The 17849-nt window shown below is 71.2% G+C and carries 18 protein-coding genes; 9 read left to right on the top strand and 9 right to left on the bottom strand.

Translation table 11 applies throughout. From position 1 onward, the window contains the following. Positions 1–29: 29 nt before the first annotated feature. Positions 30–521 (top strand): MarR family winged helix-turn-helix transcriptional regulator, encoded by a 492-nt coding sequence (locus tag ACFSE6_RS10575; protein ID WP_388006263.1) that lies wholly within the window; start codon positions 30–32, stop codon positions 519–521. Between the two features lie 39 nt (positions 522–560). Here the strand turns inward: ACFSE6_RS10575 and ACFSE6_RS10570 are convergent, their stop codons facing one another. Continuing rightward, on the bottom strand, positions 561–1247 hold the full coding sequence (locus ACFSE6_RS10570) for a winged helix-turn-helix transcriptional regulator (protein WP_388006260.1): 687 nt from the start codon (positions 1245–1247) through the stop codon (positions 561–563). Positions 1248–1356: 109 nt separating this feature from the next. On the opposite strand from ACFSE6_RS10570, the gene ACFSE6_RS10565 reads away from it, so the two are divergent. The 8 genes from ACFSE6_RS10565 to ku all read left to right on the top strand — a co-directional run bounded on the left by ACFSE6_RS10565 (position 1357) and on the right by ku (position 7308). Further along, entirely contained in the window at positions 1357–3039 is a 1683-nt protein-coding gene (locus ACFSE6_RS10565; RefSeq protein ID WP_465254141.1) for an MFS transporter, read from the top strand. Beyond that, positions 3036–3599, top strand: a complete 564-nt coding sequence (locus ACFSE6_RS10560) for a dihydrofolate reductase family protein (RefSeq protein WP_388006257.1) — start codon at positions 3036–3038, stop codon at positions 3597–3599. Before ACFSE6_RS10565 ends, ACFSE6_RS10560 begins: the two co-directional genes overlap by 4 nt. Before the next feature lie 15 nt (positions 3600–3614). After that, positions 3615–4484, top strand: a complete 870-nt coding sequence (locus tag ACFSE6_RS10555) for an alpha/beta fold hydrolase (protein ID WP_388006254.1) — start codon at positions 3615–3617, stop codon at positions 4482–4484. Beyond that, the gene (locus tag ACFSE6_RS10550; RefSeq protein WP_388006251.1) at positions 4481–5173 is read left to right on the top strand and encodes an alpha/beta fold hydrolase; all 693 of its coding nucleotides are present in this window, start codon (positions 4481–4483) and stop codon (positions 5171–5173) included. Before ACFSE6_RS10555 ends, ACFSE6_RS10550 begins: the two co-directional genes overlap by 4 nt. Then, positions 5173–5457 (top strand): putative quinol monooxygenase, encoded by a 285-nt coding sequence (locus ACFSE6_RS10545; protein WP_388006248.1) that lies wholly within the window; start codon positions 5173–5175, stop codon positions 5455–5457. Before ACFSE6_RS10550 ends, ACFSE6_RS10545 begins: the two co-directional genes overlap by 1 nt. Positions 5458–5471: 14 nt before the next feature. Next, the gene (locus ACFSE6_RS10540; RefSeq protein ID WP_388006245.1) at positions 5472–5864 is read left to right on the top strand and encodes a VOC family protein; all 393 of its coding nucleotides are present in this window, start codon (positions 5472–5474) and stop codon (positions 5862–5864) included. A gap of 24 nt (positions 5865–5888) precedes the next feature. Next, complete coding sequence (locus ACFSE6_RS10535; RefSeq protein ID WP_388006242.1) at positions 5889–6269, top strand: VOC family protein; 381 nt, start codon at positions 5889–5891, stop codon at positions 6267–6269. A gap of 100 nt (positions 6270–6369) precedes the next feature. Further along, complete coding sequence (gene ku, locus ACFSE6_RS10530; protein WP_388006239.1) at positions 6370–7308, top strand: non-homologous end joining protein Ku; 939 nt, start codon at positions 6370–6372, stop codon at positions 7306–7308. A gap of 12 nt (positions 7309–7320) precedes the next feature. Here the strand turns inward: ku and ACFSE6_RS10525 are convergent, their stop codons facing one another. The 8 genes from ACFSE6_RS10525 to ACFSE6_RS10490 form a co-directional block, all read right to left on the bottom strand. Then, the gene (locus tag ACFSE6_RS10525; RefSeq protein WP_388006236.1) at positions 7321–8313 is read right to left on the bottom strand and encodes a TIGR03557 family F420-dependent LLM class oxidoreductase; all 993 of its coding nucleotides are present in this window, start codon (positions 8311–8313) and stop codon (positions 7321–7323) included. A gap of 59 nt (positions 8314–8372) precedes the next feature. Continuing rightward, positions 8373–9035: a hypothetical protein gene (locus tag ACFSE6_RS10520; protein ID WP_388006233.1), complete on the bottom strand. Its 663-nt coding sequence runs from the start codon at positions 9033–9035 to the stop codon at positions 8373–8375. Continuing rightward, entirely contained in the window at positions 9028–9945 is a 918-nt protein-coding gene (locus tag ACFSE6_RS10515; RefSeq protein ID WP_388006230.1) for a carbohydrate ABC transporter permease, read from the bottom strand. The genes ACFSE6_RS10520 and ACFSE6_RS10515 overlap by 8 nt, the downstream gene beginning before the upstream one ends. Beyond that, positions 9942–10886, bottom strand: coding sequence for a carbohydrate ABC transporter permease (locus ACFSE6_RS10510; protein WP_388006227.1), 945 nt, complete (start codon positions 10884–10886; stop codon positions 9942–9944). The genes ACFSE6_RS10515 and ACFSE6_RS10510 overlap by 4 nt, the downstream gene beginning before the upstream one ends. Then, positions 10883–12187, bottom strand: coding sequence for an ABC transporter substrate-binding protein (locus ACFSE6_RS10505; protein WP_388006224.1), 1305 nt, complete (start codon positions 12185–12187; stop codon positions 10883–10885). Before ACFSE6_RS10505 ends, ACFSE6_RS10510 begins: the two co-directional genes overlap by 4 nt. A gap of 42 nt (positions 12188–12229) precedes the next feature. After that, positions 12230–14752, bottom strand: a complete 2523-nt coding sequence (locus tag ACFSE6_RS10500; protein WP_388006221.1) for a GH116 family glycosyl-hydrolase — start codon at positions 14750–14752, stop codon at positions 12230–12232. Positions 14753–14921: 169 nt separating this feature from the next. After that, positions 14922–16595, bottom strand: coding sequence for a glycoside hydrolase family 13 protein (locus ACFSE6_RS10495; protein WP_388006218.1), 1674 nt, complete (start codon positions 16593–16595; stop codon positions 14922–14924). 164 nt (positions 16596–16759) lie between these two features. Further along, the gene (locus tag ACFSE6_RS10490; protein WP_388006215.1) at positions 16760–17779 is read right to left on the bottom strand and encodes a hypothetical protein; all 1020 of its coding nucleotides are present in this window, start codon (positions 17777–17779) and stop codon (positions 16760–16762) included. Between the last annotated feature and the right edge of the window lie 70 nt (positions 17780–17849).

Genomic DNA, 17849 nt, shown 5'->3' with positions numbered 1-17849 from the left:
CCGGTCCGACGCCCTCTACGCTGGTGCAGATGACGGAGACGAACTGGCTCACCGCCGAGCAGGAGGACGCCTGGCGCTCCCTGATGACCGTCCTCATGGTGCTGCCTGGTGCCCTGGACGCACAGCTGCAACGAGACGCGGAACTCACACACGCCGGCTACGCCGTCATGTCCGCCCTGTCCGAGGCACCTGAGCGCACCATCCGGATGCGCCGCCTCGCGGCCATGGCGAACATGAGCGTCTCGCGGTTGTCCCACCTGCTCGACCGGCTCTCCGACCGCGGATGGGTCGAGCGCCGTCCCGATCCCACCGACGGACGCAGCACCATGGCGGTGCTGACCGACGCCGGATGGGACAAGGTCGTCGCCACCGCGCCGGGGCACGTCGACAACGTCCGCTCCCTGGTCTTCGAGGGCCTGACCGCAGAGCAGATCACCCAGCTCAAGCAGATCTCGGCAACGATCTCCGGGCGGCTGGACCCCGAGCGCAAACTCGGCGCTGTCGGGACGGTCCGCCGCTGAACAGACACCGACCCCAGCGCGGACCGACGGAATGCGTCCTCACCCGATCGGGGCGGTCTCGGGCAGCGAGAAGCAGTCACGGTAGCGCTCGAACGCCGCCCGGTCCCCCTCGAGCACCAGCGCGCCGGACTCCAGCACCTCGTCCAGGTCGAGGCCGCGGAAGATGACGCCGGCGAGCACCTCCGGTGCCGCGGTGACGACGGCGTCGGGACCACCGTCCTCGCCCGGACCGAACAGCCTGTCCACGGCCTGGATCGCGAACTCCCCGCCCAGGATGCGGCCGTCCAGGGTCAGGTCACCGAGGCGGAACCCGATCCGCACACTGACGCCCTCGGCCTGACCCGGGCGGAACATGGTTCGCATGGACAGCACCGCCGAGGTGCAGCTCAGTGGCGAACTCCGGTCGAAGTGCGGCGAGCGCGCGGCCCAGTGCCCGAGTTGGCGGATGATCGGCTCGAGCTCGGCCCCCCAGTCGGTGAGGTCGTAGACCCAGACCGAGGCCGGGGCGGGCAGTCTGCGCCGTCGCAGCACACCCCGTTCTTCCAGCTCGGTGAGCCGCTGTGTCAGCACGTTACTGCTGATCCTCGGTAGGTCCGCGCGCAGGTCGGCGAACCGCTTCGGTCCCAGGAGCAGCTCCCGGACCACGTGCAGCGCCCAGCGGTCACCGACGAAGTTCAAGCCTTGCGCCATCCCGCACGAGTCGTCGTACCACCGCTTGCCCGCCATGGCCTCCATCCTACCGTGCTAGTCCCTTTTCTGCTCTACCTAGTTGTTTTTTCGCACTCCCTTCCCGTAGTGTCAGCCGCGTCACCGACATCAGGGAGAACGTCCAGCCATGACACGCCAGGACCGCGGTCCCCTCACCACGGGTGGAACGATGGCGGTTCCGGCCCGCGCCACGCGCCGCGAGTGGGCGGCGTTGCTCGTCCTGGCCCTCCCCGCCCTCCTCGTCTCCATCGACGTCTTCGTCCTGCTCCTGGCCATGCCCCATCTGTCCGCTGACCTGAGCGCCTCGAGCACCGAGCAGCTGTGGATCATGGACATCTACGGCTTCCTGCTCGCCGGTTTCATGCTCACGATGGGCACGCTCGGTGACCGGGTCGGACGGCGCCGGCTGCTGCTGATCGGCGCCGCAGGGTTCGCGGTCGCGTCGGTGGTCGCCGCGTTCTCGGTCAATCCGCTCATGCTCGTCGTGGCGCGCGCCCTGCTGGGCGTGACCGGAGCGACGCTCGCCCCGTCGACGCTCGCACTCATCAGCAGCCTCTTCCGTGACCCGGCGCAGCGCGCACAGGCGATCGGTGTCTGGCTGGTGTGCTTCATGGGCGGTGCCGCGATCGGGCCGCTCGTCGGCGGCGCGCTGCTCGAGGTGTTCTGGTGGGGCGCGGCGTTCCTCATCGGTGTTCCAGCGATGGTGCTGCTGCTCGTCCTCGGCCCGATCCTGCTCCCTGAGCACCGCGACACCTCGGCGGGCCGGGTCGACGTGGTCTCGGTCGCCCTGTCCCTGGCAGCCGTCCTGTCGGCGGTGTACGGGTTCAAGGAGCTCGCCCGGCACGGCTGGGATCCGGCGGCGGCGCTCGCCGTGCTGGCCGGCCTGGCGATCGGCAGCGTGTTCGTGCGGCGCCAGCTCCGCCTCGTCGATCCGCTGGTCGACCTGCGGTTGTTCCGTAGCCGCGCCTTCGCCACGGCAGTCGCGGGCATGCACCTCATCACCGTCACCGGGGTGACGATGTACTTCGTCACCCAGCACCTCCAGCTCGTCGAGGGACTGCGCCCGCTGGTGGCCGGGCTGGTCATGCTGCCCGGCGTGGCCGGATCGGTCGCGGGGTTCCTCCTGGCTCCCGTGCTCGCGCGCCGCATCCGACCCGCGCCGCTCATCGCCGTCGGACTGCTCGTGGCCGCGGCCGGCGCCGTCGTGCTGACGCAGGTCGATCCCGGTGAACTGGTCCTGCTCGCGGCGGGATATCTGCTGTTCCAGCTGGGCTGCGGCCCGATGGTGACCTTGTCCACCGACATCGTCGTCGGGTCGGCACCGCCGGAACGAGCGGGGTCCGCCGCGGCGACGTCGGAGGCCTCGGCCGAGCTCGGCTACGCGCTCGGCATCGCGTCACTCGGCAGCCTCGGCGCTGTCGTCTACCGACGCGTGCTTGACCTGCCGGAGGGGTTGTCACCGGCCGCCGAGGCGGCGGCCCGCGAGAGCCTCGCCGGCGCCACGGCAGTGGCGAGCGACCTCGGCACCGGTGCGGCGCAGACCCTGATCGGCGCGGCGCGGGAGGCGTTCATGACGGGAACGGCGGTGGCCATGACGGTCGTCGCCGTTCTCCTGGTCACCCTGGCGGTCGCGGTGCGGCTGATGTTGGCACACCTGCCACCCACCCGGGCGCCGGCGGAGGAGACCTCGCCCGCAGACTTCCCCGATGCGGCGATGCCACCGACTCTCGTCTCGCCGCCGGACGCCGCCACGGCTCTGGCACCGGCGTCCGGATCCGAAGACAGTGGACACGACAGGAGGCCACGATGACGACTCTCACCGCAGATTTGTTCGTCTCCATCGACGGCTGGGCGGGCAGCGAACGCTCCCCCGGCTACTTCGGCTACGTCGGTCCCGACCTGGAAACGTGGATCCGGGCGGAGTCCGACAAGCCCCAGCACGTCCTCATGGGCAGGCGGACCTACGAGATTCTCGCGTCGCTACCCGAAGAGCATCGCGACGAGGACTACCACCGCACCACGGCGCTGCCGATCACCGTCTTCTCCCGGACGCTCACCTCGGTCGCCTGGCCGAAAACCTCCGTCGAAGGCCGGGACCTCGTCGGACGGGTCCACGAGCTCAAGGCCACCTCGCCGACTCCCTTGCGCACCATCGGCAGCCTCTCCGTCGTGCGGCAGTTGCTCGCCGCGGGCGTCGTCGACCATCTGCGCCTGATGCTCTTCCCGCTGCTCGTCGGGACCGAGGGCCGCGAGTCCGCTTTCGTGGATCTTCTCCCGGCCGACCTCGCGTTGGTCGACCAGCGGGTTCTCGACGGGCGCATCGTGCTGCTCGACTACGCGCCGACCGGCCACCCGATACCTCGGGTCTGACGGGAGGAACACCTGATGCCGCACGTCACGTCCCCCGACGGCACCCCTCTGGCCTACGAGATCCACGGCAGCGGTCCCCCCGTCGTGCTCGTCGCCGGAGCTCTCGGCGGTCGGGACACCTGGAGCGACCTCGTCCGCCACCTCGACGGCGTCACCGCCGTCCCGTACGACCGGCGCGCCCGGGGCCACTCGGGCGACAGCTCGGTACGTGACGGCCGCGTTCCCGTCGCCGGCGCGGTCGATCGCGAGCTCGCCGACCTGTCGGCACTGATTACCGAGGTCGGCGGGCAGGCCACACTCGTGGGTTACTCCTCCGGCAGCCAGCTCACGGTTCTCGCTGCGCTCGCCGACCCGCGCGTGCGTGGCCTGGTGCTCTATGAGCCCCCCTTCTCCGACGCCGACGAGCACGAGCGAGGGACGAGCGGAGTGCGAGGAGGCGGCGACATGGGACCCGACGCCGACGAGCACGAGCACACCCCCATGCCCGACCTTCTTGCAGACCTCATCGCCCGGCGCCGCCGAGACGATGCCGTCCGCGTCTTCCTGGCCGAGGTCGTCGGCCTGCCCGCCGAGATGGTCGCCGGTATCGCCGGCTCACCGGACTTCCCCGCCATGACACGCGACGCCGGGTCCCTCGTCTACGACGCCGCACTCCAGGCCGCCCACCCGACCGTCACCCCGATGGCGAACCGGATCCGGGTCCCGACCGCCGTCGTCCGCGGCCGGGACACCTGGCCGTTCCTGCGCACTGCCGCCGAGGCCACCGCGGGCGCCATCCCGGGCGCCGAGCTGCGCGTCATCGACGGCGCCGACCACGGCATGGTGCCCGAAGCGTTCGCGCCCGAGGTGGACCACCTGCTCGGACGGGTTCGGGAGGCGTCATGAGGTTCGTCGTCTGCCACGGCGCCGGTGGTTCCGGCTGGGAGTGGCACCGCGTCGCGGCCGAGCTGGCTCGCCGGGGGCACCGGCTGGTCGCCGTCGACATGCCGTGCGACGACGAGGACGCCGGTCTCGCCGACTGTGCCGACGTCGTCATCGACACCGTCCGGTCGGACGCCACCGTGGAGGCCGCAGCCGGCACCGCCGGTCCGGACGGACTCGTCACGGTGATCGGACATTCGTGGGGTGCCTTCGTCGCCCCGCTCGTCGCGGACCGCCTCGGCGCGCACCAGCTCGTCCTCGTCGCGCCGATGATCCCGCTGCCGGGTGAGAGTGCGGGGGCGTGGTGGGACGCCAGCGGCTTCACCCCGGCCGAGGGCGTCGATTTCGAGGACGAGCTCACCCTGTTCCTCCACGATCTCGACCCCGACCTCGCCGCTCAGGCGCTGGCCCGGTCCCGGGATCAGGCCGCGAGCATGATGACCGAACGGTTCCCCCTTCCGGCATGGCCCGACATCCCGACGGCGGTGGTCGCGTTCGGCGACGACCGGCTCTTCAGCCCGTCATTCGTCCGCGGTCTTGCCCGCGAGCGCCTCGGCGTCGAGGCGGCCCAGACACCGGGCGGCCACTGCGGCTACCTCTCCCGCCCGGTCGAACTCGTGGACACGCTCCTCACCCTCACCGGAGGTTCCTGATGCTCATCGTCGCCGGATGGCTCGACGTCGCAGCGGCGGACCGCGACGCCTACGTCACGGCCACCCGTCCGATCACCGAGCACGCCCGAACGTCGACGGGGTGTCTGGACTTCGTCCAGGCGCCCGACCCGGCGGACCCGGAACGGATCCTGGTCTACGAACGGTGGGCGTCCGCAGAGGATCTCGACCGGTTCCGGGCGAGCGCGGGGCCCGAGCCGGATCTTCCCGAGCTGCTCCGCGCGGATGTCCGCCGCTACCGCATCGCCGCCGTCGAGCCGGCCTGATCGTGAGGAGACCCATGCCCACCCCGCAGACCCGGAACTGCGACCTCTTCGCCGTCGTCTCGGTGCGCGAGTACGCCGGCGCCGTCGCATGGTACGAACGGCTGCTCGGCGAACCGCCCGCGTTCATCGCCCACCCGACCGAGGCGGTGTGGGAGTTCGACGACCACCGGTACCTCGCCGTCGAGGAGGAACCCGAGCACGCCGGGCACACCCAGCTGACGGTCTTCCTGCCCGATCTCGACGCGTTCGTCGACGCCGCCGCCGCGCGGGGCGTTGCACCGGCGAGACGCGAGACCTACGAGAACGGCGTCCGCAAGGTGACGTACACCGACCCCGACGGCAGCGAGATCGGCTTCGGCGGCGCACCCGTCGACGGCGCCGCTGCCGAGGCTTCCGCCGATCCCTGAACCGCCCTCTCGAAGGAGACTCTCATGCAGTACGTCACCGGCTTCACCGGATTCTCCGTGGCCGACACCGAACGTGCCCGCGCCTTCTACCGCGACGTCCTGGACCTGGAGGTCCGCGACGCCGAGATGCCCGGACTGCTCGAGCTCCACCTCCCCGGAGGCACGGGCGTCCTGGTCTATCCCAAGGCCGCGGCTCACACACCGGCGTCCTTCACCGTCCTCAACCTCACGGTGCCGGACATCGACGCGGCCGTCCGCGACCTGACCAGCCGCGGCGTCACCTTCCTCCAGTACCACGGTGACCTCGCCACGGACGAGACCGGCGTCCACCGCGGCACCCCGACGCTGGCGTGGTTCACCGACCCCGACGGCAACATCATCTCGCTCATCGAGGAGCCCGCCTGAGGGGTCGGGACCGGCGGCGTCCGGACGAAAACCTGGCGCCGACGGCGCCTGACCGGTTCACTGGAGGCAGTGCCGTCCCGGCAACAGAGAGGACACCGCCGTGCGCGCGATCTGGAAGGGCGCCATCACCTTCGGGCTCGTCAATGTGCCCGTGAAGCTCTACAGCGCCACCGAGAGCCACGACGTCCCCCTCCACCAGGTGCACGACGCCGACGGTGGCCGCATCCGCTATCAGCGCCGCTGCGAGGTCTGCGGACAGGTGGTGGACTACGAGAACATCGACAAGGCGTATCAGGACGGTGAGCAGTCCGTGGTGCTGACGAAGGAGGACTTCGCCTCCCTGCCCGTCGAGCGCAGCCGCGAGATCGACGTCCAGGAGTTCGTCCCGTCCGATCAGGTGGACCCGATCATGATGGGCAGCGCCTACTACCTCGCACCGGACTCGAAGTCGCCGAAGTCCTACGCGCTGCTGCGCGAGACGCTGCAGCAAACCGACCGGACCGCCATCGTGACGTTCACCCTCCGGCAGAAGACCAGACTGGCGGCCTTGCGGGTGCGCGACGACGTGCTGGTGCTGCAGGCCCTGCTGTGGGAGGACGAGGTCCGTCAGCCCTCGTTCCCCGAGCTCGACCAGCACATCGAGGTCTCGGACAAGGAGCTGCAGATGTCCGCGGCCCTGGTGAGCAGCTACGAGTCGGACTTCACCCCGGAGAACTTCGTCGACGAGTACCAGACACAGCTGCGCGAACTCGTCGCCGCCAAGGTGGAGCAGGGTGAGTCCACGGCCTCGCCGTTCGCCGAGGAGGGCGAGACCGCCGAGTCCGGGCAGGTGCTCGACCTCATGGAGGCGCTGCGCAAGTCCGTCGAGGAGTCGCGCAAGGCCCGCGCGGGCGGGACCGGCACCACCACCACCGGCTCCTCCGAGGAGGCGGCCGAGACCGACGAGGAAGACGATGAGCCGGCGGAGGACCGGCCCGCCACCAAGCGGCGCTCGACGTCGAAGAAGTCACCGGCGAAGAAGAAGGCCAAGTCCGCCTGAGCCGGCGGCGGGTCAGGACGCGGGGGCAGCGGCGCGTAGCTTCTCGAGCAGCGGTTCGGCGGCCTCGGCGAAGAACCGGTCCTGCATCGAGCCGTCGATCTGGACCAGCGCGATGTCGGTGAACCCGGCGTCCCACCAGGTCTTCGCCACCTCGACCACCGCGTCCAGGTCGGGTCCGCACGGGACCGACTCGGCGACGTCCTCCCGCCGCACGGCGGCCGTGGCAGCCTCGAACGCCTTGGTGTCGGGCAGGTTGGCGTTGACCGGCCAGTCGAGTCCCGACCACCGGAACAGCTCGTGCGCGCGGTCGAGGGCGGCCTCGGCGTCTGAGGGGTCCCAGCTGACCGGAATCTGCCCGAAGACTCGGCCCCGTTCGAGCCCGGCGTCAGCGCGGGTTTCGTGCCAGTCCTCGACGAGCTCGGCGTCCGGCAGGGTGGTGACCAGATGGTCGGCGGCCGGGGCGAAGCGGGAGACCGATTCGGGCCCGGAGACCGCCACGCCCACCTCGACGGGCTCGTTCGGCAGGTCCCAGAGCTTGGCCTGGTCGACCCGGTAGTGCTCGCCGTCGACGGTCACCTGCTCGCCGTCGAGCAGGTCCCGGATGATGTCGAGGGCCTCCTCGAGCATGTCGTGTCGTTCCGCCACGGTGGGCCACCGCTCCCCGACCACGTGCTCGTTGAGGTTCTCGCCGGCGCCCAGGCCGAGGATGAAGCGCCCGTCGGCGAGCAGGTCGACGGTGGCCGCCTTCTGGGCGACGACGGCCGGGTGGTACCGCATGATCGGGCAGGTGACGAAGGACATCAGCTCGACCCGTTCGGTGGCGTGCGCCGCGGCACCGAGGACGGACCACGCGTAGGGCGAGTGGCCCATCGAGTCCAGCCACGGGAAGTAGTGGTCGGAGCAGACCTCGAAGTCGAACCCCCGCCGTTCCGCCTCGGCGGCGAATCGGACGAGGTCCTTCGGGCCGGCCTGTTCGGTCATCAGGGTGTATCCGAATCGCGTCATGTCCCCAGGCTGGCACCGGCGGCAGACCCCGGCATCTCGAGGCGGTGAACGGCCGGGAATCAGTCGGCGACGAGCAGTTGCTCCGCGGGCGAGCTCCGGTAGGCCGCGGCAAGGATGAGCGCAAACGGGGCGGGCACGATCAGGAAGAGGCCGTTCGACCAGGTGAGGCTCCACCAGATGCCTGCGCCGGCGTAGGCCGCGGCGGCGAGGAACGGGACGGGCCGGCGCGCGAGGACGTGCCAGGCCAGCAACCAGCCTCCGACGCCGGGCGCGCGGTGCCGGGCCCGCAGCGGCAGGAGCACCAGAGCGGCGGCGAGCACGAGCACCGTCGCCGTGGTGCCGAGCCCGACCGGGACGAGGAACACCGCGCCTGCACCGCGGGCGTGCGCGAGGACCGCGACCGCCGTCAGGGCAGCGAGCACGCACGGCACCACCGCGGTCCCGGCAGCGCGCGGCGCGAGCCGAGTGACGGCGTGGAGGTACTCAGCGGAAGGGACGTCCCGCCCGGCCACGACGTCGTCCGCGCACCGCACCAGCGCCAGGAGCAGTGGGGCCGCGGCGAGCGCCCCGGCGGCCGCACCCGCCGGGGGCCACCACGCCGCGACGAGCAGCGCCAGAGCAACGACGAGCGCGATCGCGGCGCTGGCGAGCAGGAGCATCGGCAGGCTGCGCCAGGTGGCGCGGCCCGCCGCGCGCAGGTCGACCTCGTCGCGGTCACCCACGGATGCCGGCAGTGGCGATGCTGGCCACGAAATGGCGCTGGAACACGAGGAACACCACGAGCACCGGTAGGACGACGGCGGTGATGGCCGCGAACACGCCGGTCGGCTCCACGCCGCCCTGGGCGGACTGCAGCGCCACCAGACCGAGCGGCAACGTCATGTTCTCCGGGGTCGAGATGAAGATGAGCGGCTGGAAGTAGCTGTTCCACGTCGCCTCGAAGACGAGGATGGCGACGGCGGACACGGCCGGCCCGGACAGCGGCACGATCATCCGGAAGAGGATCCACAGGTGGCCGGCGCCATCCAGCTTGGCGGCGTCGTCGAGGTCGCGCGGGATCGAGTTGAAGTACTGGCGCAGGAAGAAGATCGAGAAGACCTGGATGAGCGCCGGCAGCCACAGGGCGACGAGCGTGTCCACCAGCCCGAGACTGCGCATGAGCATGAACACCGGGATGATGAGCAGCTGCGCCGGCACCATGAGCGCCGAGAGCATCACGAGGAAGAGGCCGTCCCGGCTGCGGAAGGTGAACCGCGAGAAGCCGTAGGCGGCCAGCGCGCTGACGACGAGGGAGCCCACGGTGGCGATGACCGAGACGGTCACGCTGTTCAGGGCCATCTGCCCGAACGGCACGAGGTCGCCGACGCTCGCCAGGTTGCCCAGCGTCGGCTCGACGGGCAGCCAGTTCGGGGGCAGCCGGAAGGCGTGCGCCGGGTCGGTGAGGCTCGTCGAGACCAGCCAGAGCAGCGGGGCGGCCATCACGGCCGCGAAGGCCAGCAGCACAACGTCGACGACGACGTTCCCCGTCCGCCACCGTCTCCGGCGCGGCAGGTCGGGTCCGCGGCGCCCGGCCGCCCGGCCGGAGCGGGCGGCCGTGGCCGGGACGGGTACGGTGTCGGCGGTGTCGGTCACTGGTGGTGCACCCACTTCCGTGAGCCCCAGAACTGCAGCAGGGTGACAAGCATGATGACGACGAACACGAGGATGGCGACGGCGGCGGCGTAGCCGACCTGGAAGGCCTGGAAACCCTGTTCGTACAGGTACATCACCAGGGTGGTGGTCGCGTCGTCCGGGCCGCCCGCGGTGATGATCTGGATCGGGTCGAAGATCTGGAAGGCGCCGATGAAGGTCACCACCATCGCGAAGAACAGGGTCGGGGACATCATCGGCACGGTCACGTGCCAGAAGACCTGGCGGTTGTTCGCGCCGTCGGTGCGGGCCGCCTCCACGAGCTGCTTCGGCACCGTCTGCAGCCCGGCGAGCATGATGACGAAGGTGAAACCGAGGGTGTGCCAGAAGTCGATGCCGATGATGGCGGGCAGCGCCCAGCTCGGGTCGAGGAACCAGTCCGGCGCGGTGAGGCCGATCCGCTCGAGGTAGTGGTTGATGAGCCCGAACGAGGGGTCGAGCATGTACTGCCAGAGCAGGGCGACGGCGGCCCAGGAGATGATGAACGGGAAGAACACCGCGGTGCGCACCAGGTAAGACACCACCCGGCTGGCGACGCGGTTGACGGCGAGCGCCAGCACGAGCGCACCGACCACGTGGGTGATCACCGACGCGAGCGCGAACAGGAACGTGTTGCCGAAGGCCTGCAGCAGCGTCGGGTCGGCGAGCAGCAGCCGGAAGTTGTCCAGTCCCACGAACTCCGGCGGAGTGAGCATGTCCCAGGAGAAGAGACTCAGTCCGATGGCCACGAGGAACGGGCCGCCGATGAACACGACGAACAGCACCACGGCAGGGCTGACGAAGACGTATCCCAACCAGTTGCGGCCGAGGTCGCCGCGCCGGCGGCCGGTGTCCTCACGGGCTGCGCGGCCGGGGGCGACGTCGACGGCGGGGGCGGCGCTCACAGCAACGGTCCGATCTTGTCGTAGGTCCGGTTCAGCTGGGTGCGGGCGTCGGCATACCCGGCGATGATCTGCAGCCAGCCCTCCTCGACGATCGTCTGGATCTCCGGCCCACGCTCCGGCGAGGGGTTCGGCGTGGCGAACTCGAGCGCGTCGACCAGGCGGATGCTGCCGTCGGGCGCCCCGCCCAGGAAGGCGTCCGAGGTCGCGACGCTGCGTCGGGCCGGAACGATCGTCCCGCCGGTCTGGGCGAAGAACTCCCCAGCCTCGCGGGACATGAGGTAACTGATGAACTGCCAGCACTCGTCCTGGTGCGTCGAGGCTTTGGTGATGTCCCAGGCGTCCCAGCCGACGGGTGAGCCGTGGATGCCGTTGTTCGGGAAGTAGACCACGCGGATCTTGTCGGTCATGCCGATGCGGTCGGCGTTGACGATGCCGAACGCGCCGTCGTGGAACGCGGCGAGCTCGCCGCGCTGCATGAGGGTGGGCGCGTCGTAGCTGCCGCCGGGTTCGGGGGCGTACCCCGCCTCGACGAGCGCCCGGGCCATCTGCGCGGCCTCGATGGCCTCCGGGCTGTTGATGGTGGCCTCGGTCCAGTCCTCGTTCAGGCTCGAGGTGCCGTTGTTCGTCAGCCAGGGCAGCACGTCGTGCCAGTAGCCGTTCTGCACGGTCATGAGGAAGGCGCCCTGCTGCTTGACCCGACGGCCGGCGTCCATGAGCTGGTCCCAGGTCCAGCCGTCCTCCGGCAGGTTCACGCCGGCGCGGTCGAGCAGCTCGGTGTTGCAGAACTGCACGATCGGGTTGTAGCCCCCGGGGATGTAGTAGGTGTGCTCGTCGAGCGAGCCGTACCGCTGGGTCCAGGTGCGCAGATTGTCGTGGATGTCGTCGTAGTACTCGTCGACGAGCTCCTGGTCGGCAGTGATGTAGGGGTCGAGCGGCTCCAGCACGTTCTTGGAGACGAAAAGCTGCTGGCCCTCGGTGGCGATCTGCACGATGTCCGGCGGTCGTCCGCCCGCGATCTGGGTCGCGACGGCGTAGACGAACTGGGACCAGCTCCCGGACTTGGCTGAGGCCTGCAGGTCGATGTCCGGGTGCTGGGTGTTGAAGCGGTCGAAGAGCTGCTGGAACTTCTCCCGCTGGTTGATGTCGCCGAGGTAGACGAACTCCACGGTCCCGGCGGCGACGCCGTCGGCGGCGGCGCCCGGTGCGCCGCCGCACCCGGCCAGGGGCAGCAGCGCACCGGCGCCGAGCAGACCGAGGGCACCGCGCCTGCTGAGGCCGGGCGCGCGCGTCCGGTCGTTCATCGCCCACCTCCTGTCCGACGGTGCACAGTGGTCATGGCTGTCTCAGTCCTGACCGCTCGGCGGCGCCGGCGGTTCGACCACGGTCAGTGATCGGACGCCGAGGTCGCCGTGGACGGTGGTCAGGGCGATGCCGCCGTCCTCGTCGCGTTCGGCGTAGCCCCAGCCGCCGGCGGTCAGCACGGGAAGCCGTTCGCCCGGTTCGGGCCGGCGCAGCGTCAGGCTTCCGGTGACCGCGTCCCACGACCGCCGGGTCCACGCGCCCAGGACGGTCCATCCGGACATGGACCGGACGTAGTGGTCGCCGCACTCGATGTGGTTGTACGGGTTGCGGCGCCGGCCGTCGTAGCGGCCCCACAGGCCGCGCAGGATCGCCCAGGCCTCGTCCTCGAGCCCTTCGCGCAGGCACAGCGCGGCGACCTGCTGCTCGGTCCCGGTCCACACCTCGTCGGCGTACCGGGTGGGCACACGTGGGCGTCCCCCGTGCGGCCAGGAGCAGACCAGCAGGCCGGTGTCGTCCCGGTCGGCGAACACCCGGTACGGGTGGTCGAAATCGGAGAAGTCGTGGCGCAGGTTGTGCCGGACGAGGGACCGCAGCGCGGTGCGGACGTGGTCGGCGGGAAGGAGGTGACCGAGGTCGAGCTCGTGCGCCCACCACTGCCCGATGAGCTGGTCGGACAGGCAGCCCTCGCCCCATTGGAACTCGTCCGGCTCACCCGGTTCGAGGACCTGGCGATAGTACTCGCCGGTGAAGAGCTGTTCGTCGTACGCGGCCGAGGCGCGCTCGAACAGCTCGCGCAGCTGAGTGGCACGACTGTCCTCACCGAGGATGCGGGCCATCTCCTCACTCGCCCGGAGTGCGGCGAGCCAGTAGGTGCCCATGAAGGTGTTGACGCCGCGCAGGTCGATGTCGTGGGTGCTGGGTTGGATGCCGCGCAGCACGCCGGTCGCCTCGGGGTCCCATGTGGAGCGGATGTGGTCCAGCAGGAGCATGAGGCGCGGCCAGCGGGCGGCGAGCCAGTCCCGGTCAACGGCTCCGGAGCGCAGTTCGCGGTAGGTCTTGAGGAGCACGCCGAGCATGCCGTCCAGCGCGGGGGTGTCCGGGCCGCCGATGTGCTTGCCCCACAGCTGCGGCAGGTACGTCGGTGAGACCACCCGGTGCGGAACTGAGCCGTCCGGCGCCTGGAGCACGTCGAGCTCAGTGTCCCGCATGGACCGTTCGAGCTCGGGGAACAGCGCCGCGACGGCGTGGGCGTAGTTCCACACGTGGGTGCAGTTGAGCGGGCAGGAGCCGCCGACGTCACCGGCGTGCCCGGTGGTGGAGGCACCGTTGACGCCTTCGAAGCCGAAGAAGGCACCTGAGGCGGTGCGGAAGCACGTGGGGCTGCGCAGCACCGCCGCCTGTGCGGCCAGATGCTCGCTCGCCTGGGCGTCGAGTCCGGAGCCGGCGAGCAGGTCGGTCCAGGCCCGGGAGTCCCGCTCGAGCTCGTCCCACTGCTCGCGGACCAGCCCGGCCACCGCCTCGGCGTCGCGGTGGAGCGTCGTGTAGTGGTTGCCGAGCCAGAACTTCGTCGGCCCCCACTCGGCGGTGGGTGGTCCGAACTGGTGGAAGTTCACGTACCGGTTCGGGAAGTGCCAGGTGAGGGCGTAGCGGATCGTCACGCTCTCGCCCGGGTCGAGGTGGCGCGGCGCGCACAGTCCACCGTTCCAGGTCTGACCGGCCGGGCTGGGGCCGACGGCACCGGTCGGCGCGCCGGGTTGATGGTCGGGCGCGAAGGTCGTGGCCTCCAGGCGCGGCTTCTCCGCGAACGGTGAGCGCGAGCGCAGGAAGGAGATGAACTCACCCGGGTCTTCCCACTGCGGCAGCGCCACGGTGGCGGGCGCGTCGCAGGTGAGGACGGCCTGGCCGGCGCCGGGAGCGACCGGGTCGAGCCCGGCGTTCTCCATGATCAGCGAGGTCCACCCGGCCTCGCGGCGCACCCGGTTGGTGTTTCCCCCGTACCCGGCGGCGCGCACGCCGTCGGGGGCGGTGGTGCCGTCGTGCCCCACGGGGTTCTGCATCGCGGCACCGAGCCAGACGCCGACGGGGATGTCCGAGGTGTTGGTGAGGGTGAAGGTGAACAACGCCGCGGGCAGTGAGCTGCGGTCGACGTCGAGCGGCACGAACGGCGTGAACGCCTGCATGCTGACGGTGACCGGCCCGTCGAACTCGTACTCGATCTCGGCGAAGGGGTATGCGCCACGGAAGCTGGTGGAATCGACACCACCCACCCGCTCGAGAAGCTCCCGCTGCCAGGCCGGGACCTCGTGGTCCGTGACGAGCGGAGCCGGTGGTTCCTCAGCAGGTGCGGGCGGCGCCTGGAGGATGCGCACGTCGTTCAGCGGCGGTTCGCCCCGCTGGATCCGCAGCGCGAAGAACGAGTACGGCAGGTCGCCGCGGTGGTTGCCGATGTTGTGCAACTGCCACTGCCGCAGTGCGCCGTCCGCACAGACGGCGACATTGCCGGTTCCGATGCCTCCGAGCGGGAGCGCGACGGCGCGTCCGGCCCGGTTGTCGATGGACGACATGATCTCCCACGTCAGAAATCGATTTCACTCGTGGCTGACGCTAGAGCAGCCGGCGACCGTCGTCAACGCCTCTGCCCGGCGTGCCGCGCCCGCATGTGTCGGGCCGGCCGGCACGACAGCGGCCCGGCCCGCCCCGACGAGGGCAGGGCCGGGCCGGTCCGGCGCCGCGTCAGCTGCGCAGCCAGGCGGTGGCCGCTCCGGGCAGTCGTCCGTCGTCGGTCAGGGGCGCGCTGGTCAGCAGCACCTCGCCGTCCGGCAGGTCCGTCGCCTCGTCGCCGAAGTTGGTCACGCACACCCAGCCGTTCGGCCGGCGGAAGGCCAGGACCTCGTCCCCGGCCGTCTCCAGCCACGTCATCCGCTCGGCCGTCTGCAGTCGCCGGCGCAGCGCAAGGGCCTCGCGGTAGAGGTTCAGCGTCGAGGCGGGGTCGGACTCCTGCACCTCGACGGCGTGCTCGGCGAACCAGTCCGGCTGCGGGAGGTCGGGTTCGCTCGCCCCGAAGCCGTAGGACGGTCCCTCTCCGGCCCAGGGCAGGGGCACCCGGCAGCCGTCGCGCCCCGGGTCGACCCCGGGGTTGCGGAAGAACGCCGGGTCCTGGCGCCGGCCGTCCGGAAGGTCGGCCACCTCGTGGAGGCCGAGCTCCTCCCCCTGGTAGACGTACGAGGACCCCGGCAGGGCGAACTCCAGCAGCGTAGCCGCACGCGCCCGGCGCTCTCCCAGGTCCCGGTCCAGCTCGGGTTCGCGGCCACGGGAGAGCAGCCAGTCACGCCCCGCCTTGGTCTGGTCGTCCCCGCGCGGGGGCAACCCGTAGCGGGTGGCGTGACGGACGACGTCGTGGTTGGACAGCACCCACGTGGTCGAGGATCCGGACTGCTCGGCGAGCTCGAGGTTGAAGGTGATGACCTCACGGAACTGCCGGGCGTCGAAGTCGGCCTCGAGGAGGTCGAAGTTGAAGGCCTGCCCGAGTCCCTCGGCGCTCGCGTACCGGGCACGTCGGTGCGCCGCGACCCAGGCCTCGGCGACGGCGGTGCGCGGCGGGTCGTAGGAGTCGAAGACCTTACGCCACTCGGCGTAGATCTCGTGCACCTCGTCGCGGTCGTGGAACGGGTGACGGCCGTCGTCGCGGGGCATGGCGTCCAGCTCGGCCTGACTCGGCAGACGCTCGGGCAGATCCTTGGCCAGTCCATGGGCGACGTCCACCCGGAAGCCGTCCACGCCGCGGTCGGACCAGAACCGCAGGGTGTGGAGGAAGTCCTCGCGCACCTCTGGGTTGTCCCAGTTCAGGTCCGGCTGCTCCTTGGCGAAGTGGTGGAGGTACCACTGGCCGTCGCCGACCGGCTCCCACGCCGGTCCCCCGAAGACGGACTCCCAGTCCGCCGGCGGCTGACCGCCGTCCGGGCCCAGACCGTCCCGGAAGATGTACCGCTGGCGCGCCGGAGAGCCCTTCGGTGAGGCGAGGGCCTCGCGGAACCACTCGTGCCGGTCCGAGGTGTGGTTGGGGACGAGGTCGACGATCACCTTGATCCCCGCCTCGTGGAGGGCGGCGACCATCGCGTCGAAGTCCTCCAGCGTGCCCAGGCGCGGGTCGACGTCGCGGTAGTCGTCGACGTCGTAGCCGCCGTCCGCGAGTGCGGAGGGGTAGAACGGGCTGAGCCAGACGGCGTCGACCCCGAGCTGTTGCAGGTACGGCACGCGGGTCGTGACCCCGGCCAGGTCGCCCAGGCCGTCGCCGTCGGCGTCGGCGAAGGCGCGAGGGTAGATCTGGTAGACGGTGGCTTGGCGCCACCAGGTGGCGTCGTCGGTGGCGGGTTCCGGGGTCAGGGCGGTCTCGAGGACGTCCGACATGGAGGCCCATGCTCCTTCGTGGGTGAGTGGTTCGGTCTTCTCACGCGAGAGCACCGGAGGTCCCGGCGCTCGGGCACGAGGTTAACCCTGCCAGGCGGGCGGAGCGCGCGACCGTCCGCGTGGCGCGACCGGTCACGCGGTCGGTCGCGTGGTCGGTGCCGGCGTCAGGCGACCGCGACGGCCCGGCGCCGCGCCGCTGCCGGTGCGGTGGCCGGGTCGACCGTTCGACGGCCCGGCACGGGCTGCGGCGCTGCGGGCAACTCGGGCAGGACGCCGCGGGCGCGCAGCTCCGGCACCACGCCGCGGACGAGTGCGGCGAGGTCAGCCGGCAGCGATCCGGGCAGCACGACGAAACCGTCCGCGGCACCCGCACCGAGCCAGCCCTCGATCACGTCCGCGACGTCCTCGACGGTCCCGTAGGCGGTCAGCGCACCGTCCCAGATCACCTCGTCGCCGGCGATGTCGGCGACGAGCGCGGCGCGTTCCGCCGCCGTCTGCCGGTCGGTGGAGACGACCGTGTGGACGTCCGCCAGCACCTGCACGGCCCCTTCACGGCCGGCGGCGCGGGCGGCGGCACGGACTGCGTAGCGAAGCTCGCGGGCCCACTCCGGGTCACGCTCGCGGATGCGGACGAGATCGGCGCAGCGCCCGGCGATCTCGACGTCGTCCTCCCCCGCCACGGTGACCACCACCGAGGGACGCGGGCCGCGGCGGGCGGGGCGGCGGGCCGCGGTCAGGGCGGCCGCGTCGTCGGCGGACAGGTGCAGCCCGGCCCAGGCACCCTGCGCGCGGCTGGCCTGCGCGAGCTCGCTGTCGACGAGGTCCAGGTCCGCCCCGGCGCGCACACCCGGGATGATCCCGGCGGTGCCGTGCGGCGCGATGCGGCGGGCGGCGGTGACCGGGTCGAGCCAGTCGTCCCGGCGCACCGCGCGGTCGGAACGGAGCCGGAAGGTCTCGCCGAGGGTGACGAACGAGACTCCGTTGCCGTGCGCCGCCCGGGTGTACGAGGCGATCCGCGCGAGGTCGGCCTTCTCGACGGGCAGATCGTCGCTGTATCGGGCCAGGTCGGTGGCCACGCCGAGAGCGGTGAGATCCAGGCCCAGCACCGCGTGCCGGGAGGTGGCGGTGCGGTTGGGCAGCAGGGAGACGGTGGACGGACGGGGCGAAGCGGTCTGAGCAGTCATGACGGGCATCCCATGCGGTCGACGCGCGGCATGGTCGGGCCGCGCGGAGGACGAAGGACACCTGACGAGG

This window comes from Georgenia deserti (assembly GCF_042680605.1).
Classification (GTDB): Bacteria; Actinomycetota; Actinomycetes; order Actinomycetales; family Actinomycetaceae; genus Allobogoriella; species Allobogoriella deserti.
This window is presented reverse-complemented; position numbering and strand designations above follow the sequence as displayed.

Coding starts and splice junctions, on each gene's coding strand:
- ACFSE6_RS10575 (WP_388006263.1), top strand. CDS start 30: ATGACGGAGACGAACTGGCTCACCGCCGAGCAGGAGGACGCCTGGCGC.
- ACFSE6_RS10570 (WP_388006260.1), bottom strand. CDS start 1,247: ATGGCGGGCAAGCGGTGGTACGACGACTCGTGCGGGATGGCGCAAGGC.
- ACFSE6_RS10565 (WP_465254141.1), top strand. CDS start 1,357: ATGACACGCCAGGACCGCGGTCCCCTCACCACGGGTGGAACGATGGCG.
- ACFSE6_RS10560 (WP_388006257.1), top strand. CDS start 3,036: ATGACGACTCTCACCGCAGATTTGTTCGTCTCCATCGACGGCTGGGCG.
- ACFSE6_RS10555 (WP_388006254.1), top strand. CDS start 3,615: ATGCCGCACGTCACGTCCCCCGACGGCACCCCTCTGGCCTACGAGATC.
- ACFSE6_RS10550 (WP_388006251.1), top strand. CDS start 4,481: ATGAGGTTCGTCGTCTGCCACGGCGCCGGTGGTTCCGGCTGGGAGTGG.
- ACFSE6_RS10545 (WP_388006248.1), top strand. CDS start 5,173: ATGCTCATCGTCGCCGGATGGCTCGACGTCGCAGCGGCGGACCGCGAC.
- ACFSE6_RS10540 (WP_388006245.1), top strand. CDS start 5,472: ATGCCCACCCCGCAGACCCGGAACTGCGACCTCTTCGCCGTCGTCTCG.
- ACFSE6_RS10535 (WP_388006242.1), top strand. CDS start 5,889: ATGCAGTACGTCACCGGCTTCACCGGATTCTCCGTGGCCGACACCGAA.
- ACFSE6_RS10525 (WP_388006236.1), bottom strand. CDS start 8,313: ATGACGCGATTCGGATACACCCTGATGACCGAACAGGCCGGCCCGAAG.
- ACFSE6_RS10505 (WP_388006224.1), bottom strand. CDS start 12,187: ATGAACGACCGGACGCGCGCGCCCGGCCTCAGCAGGCGCGGTGCCCTC.
- ACFSE6_RS10500 (WP_388006221.1), bottom strand. CDS start 14,752: ATGTCGTCCATCGACAACCGGGCCGGACGCGCCGTCGCGCTCCCGCTC.
- ACFSE6_RS10495 (WP_388006218.1), bottom strand. CDS start 16,595: ATGTCGGACGTCCTCGAGACCGCCCTGACCCCGGAACCCGCCACCGAC.
- ACFSE6_RS10490 (WP_388006215.1), bottom strand. CDS start 17,779: ATGACTGCTCAGACCGCTTCGCCCCGTCCGTCCACCGTCTCCCTGCTG.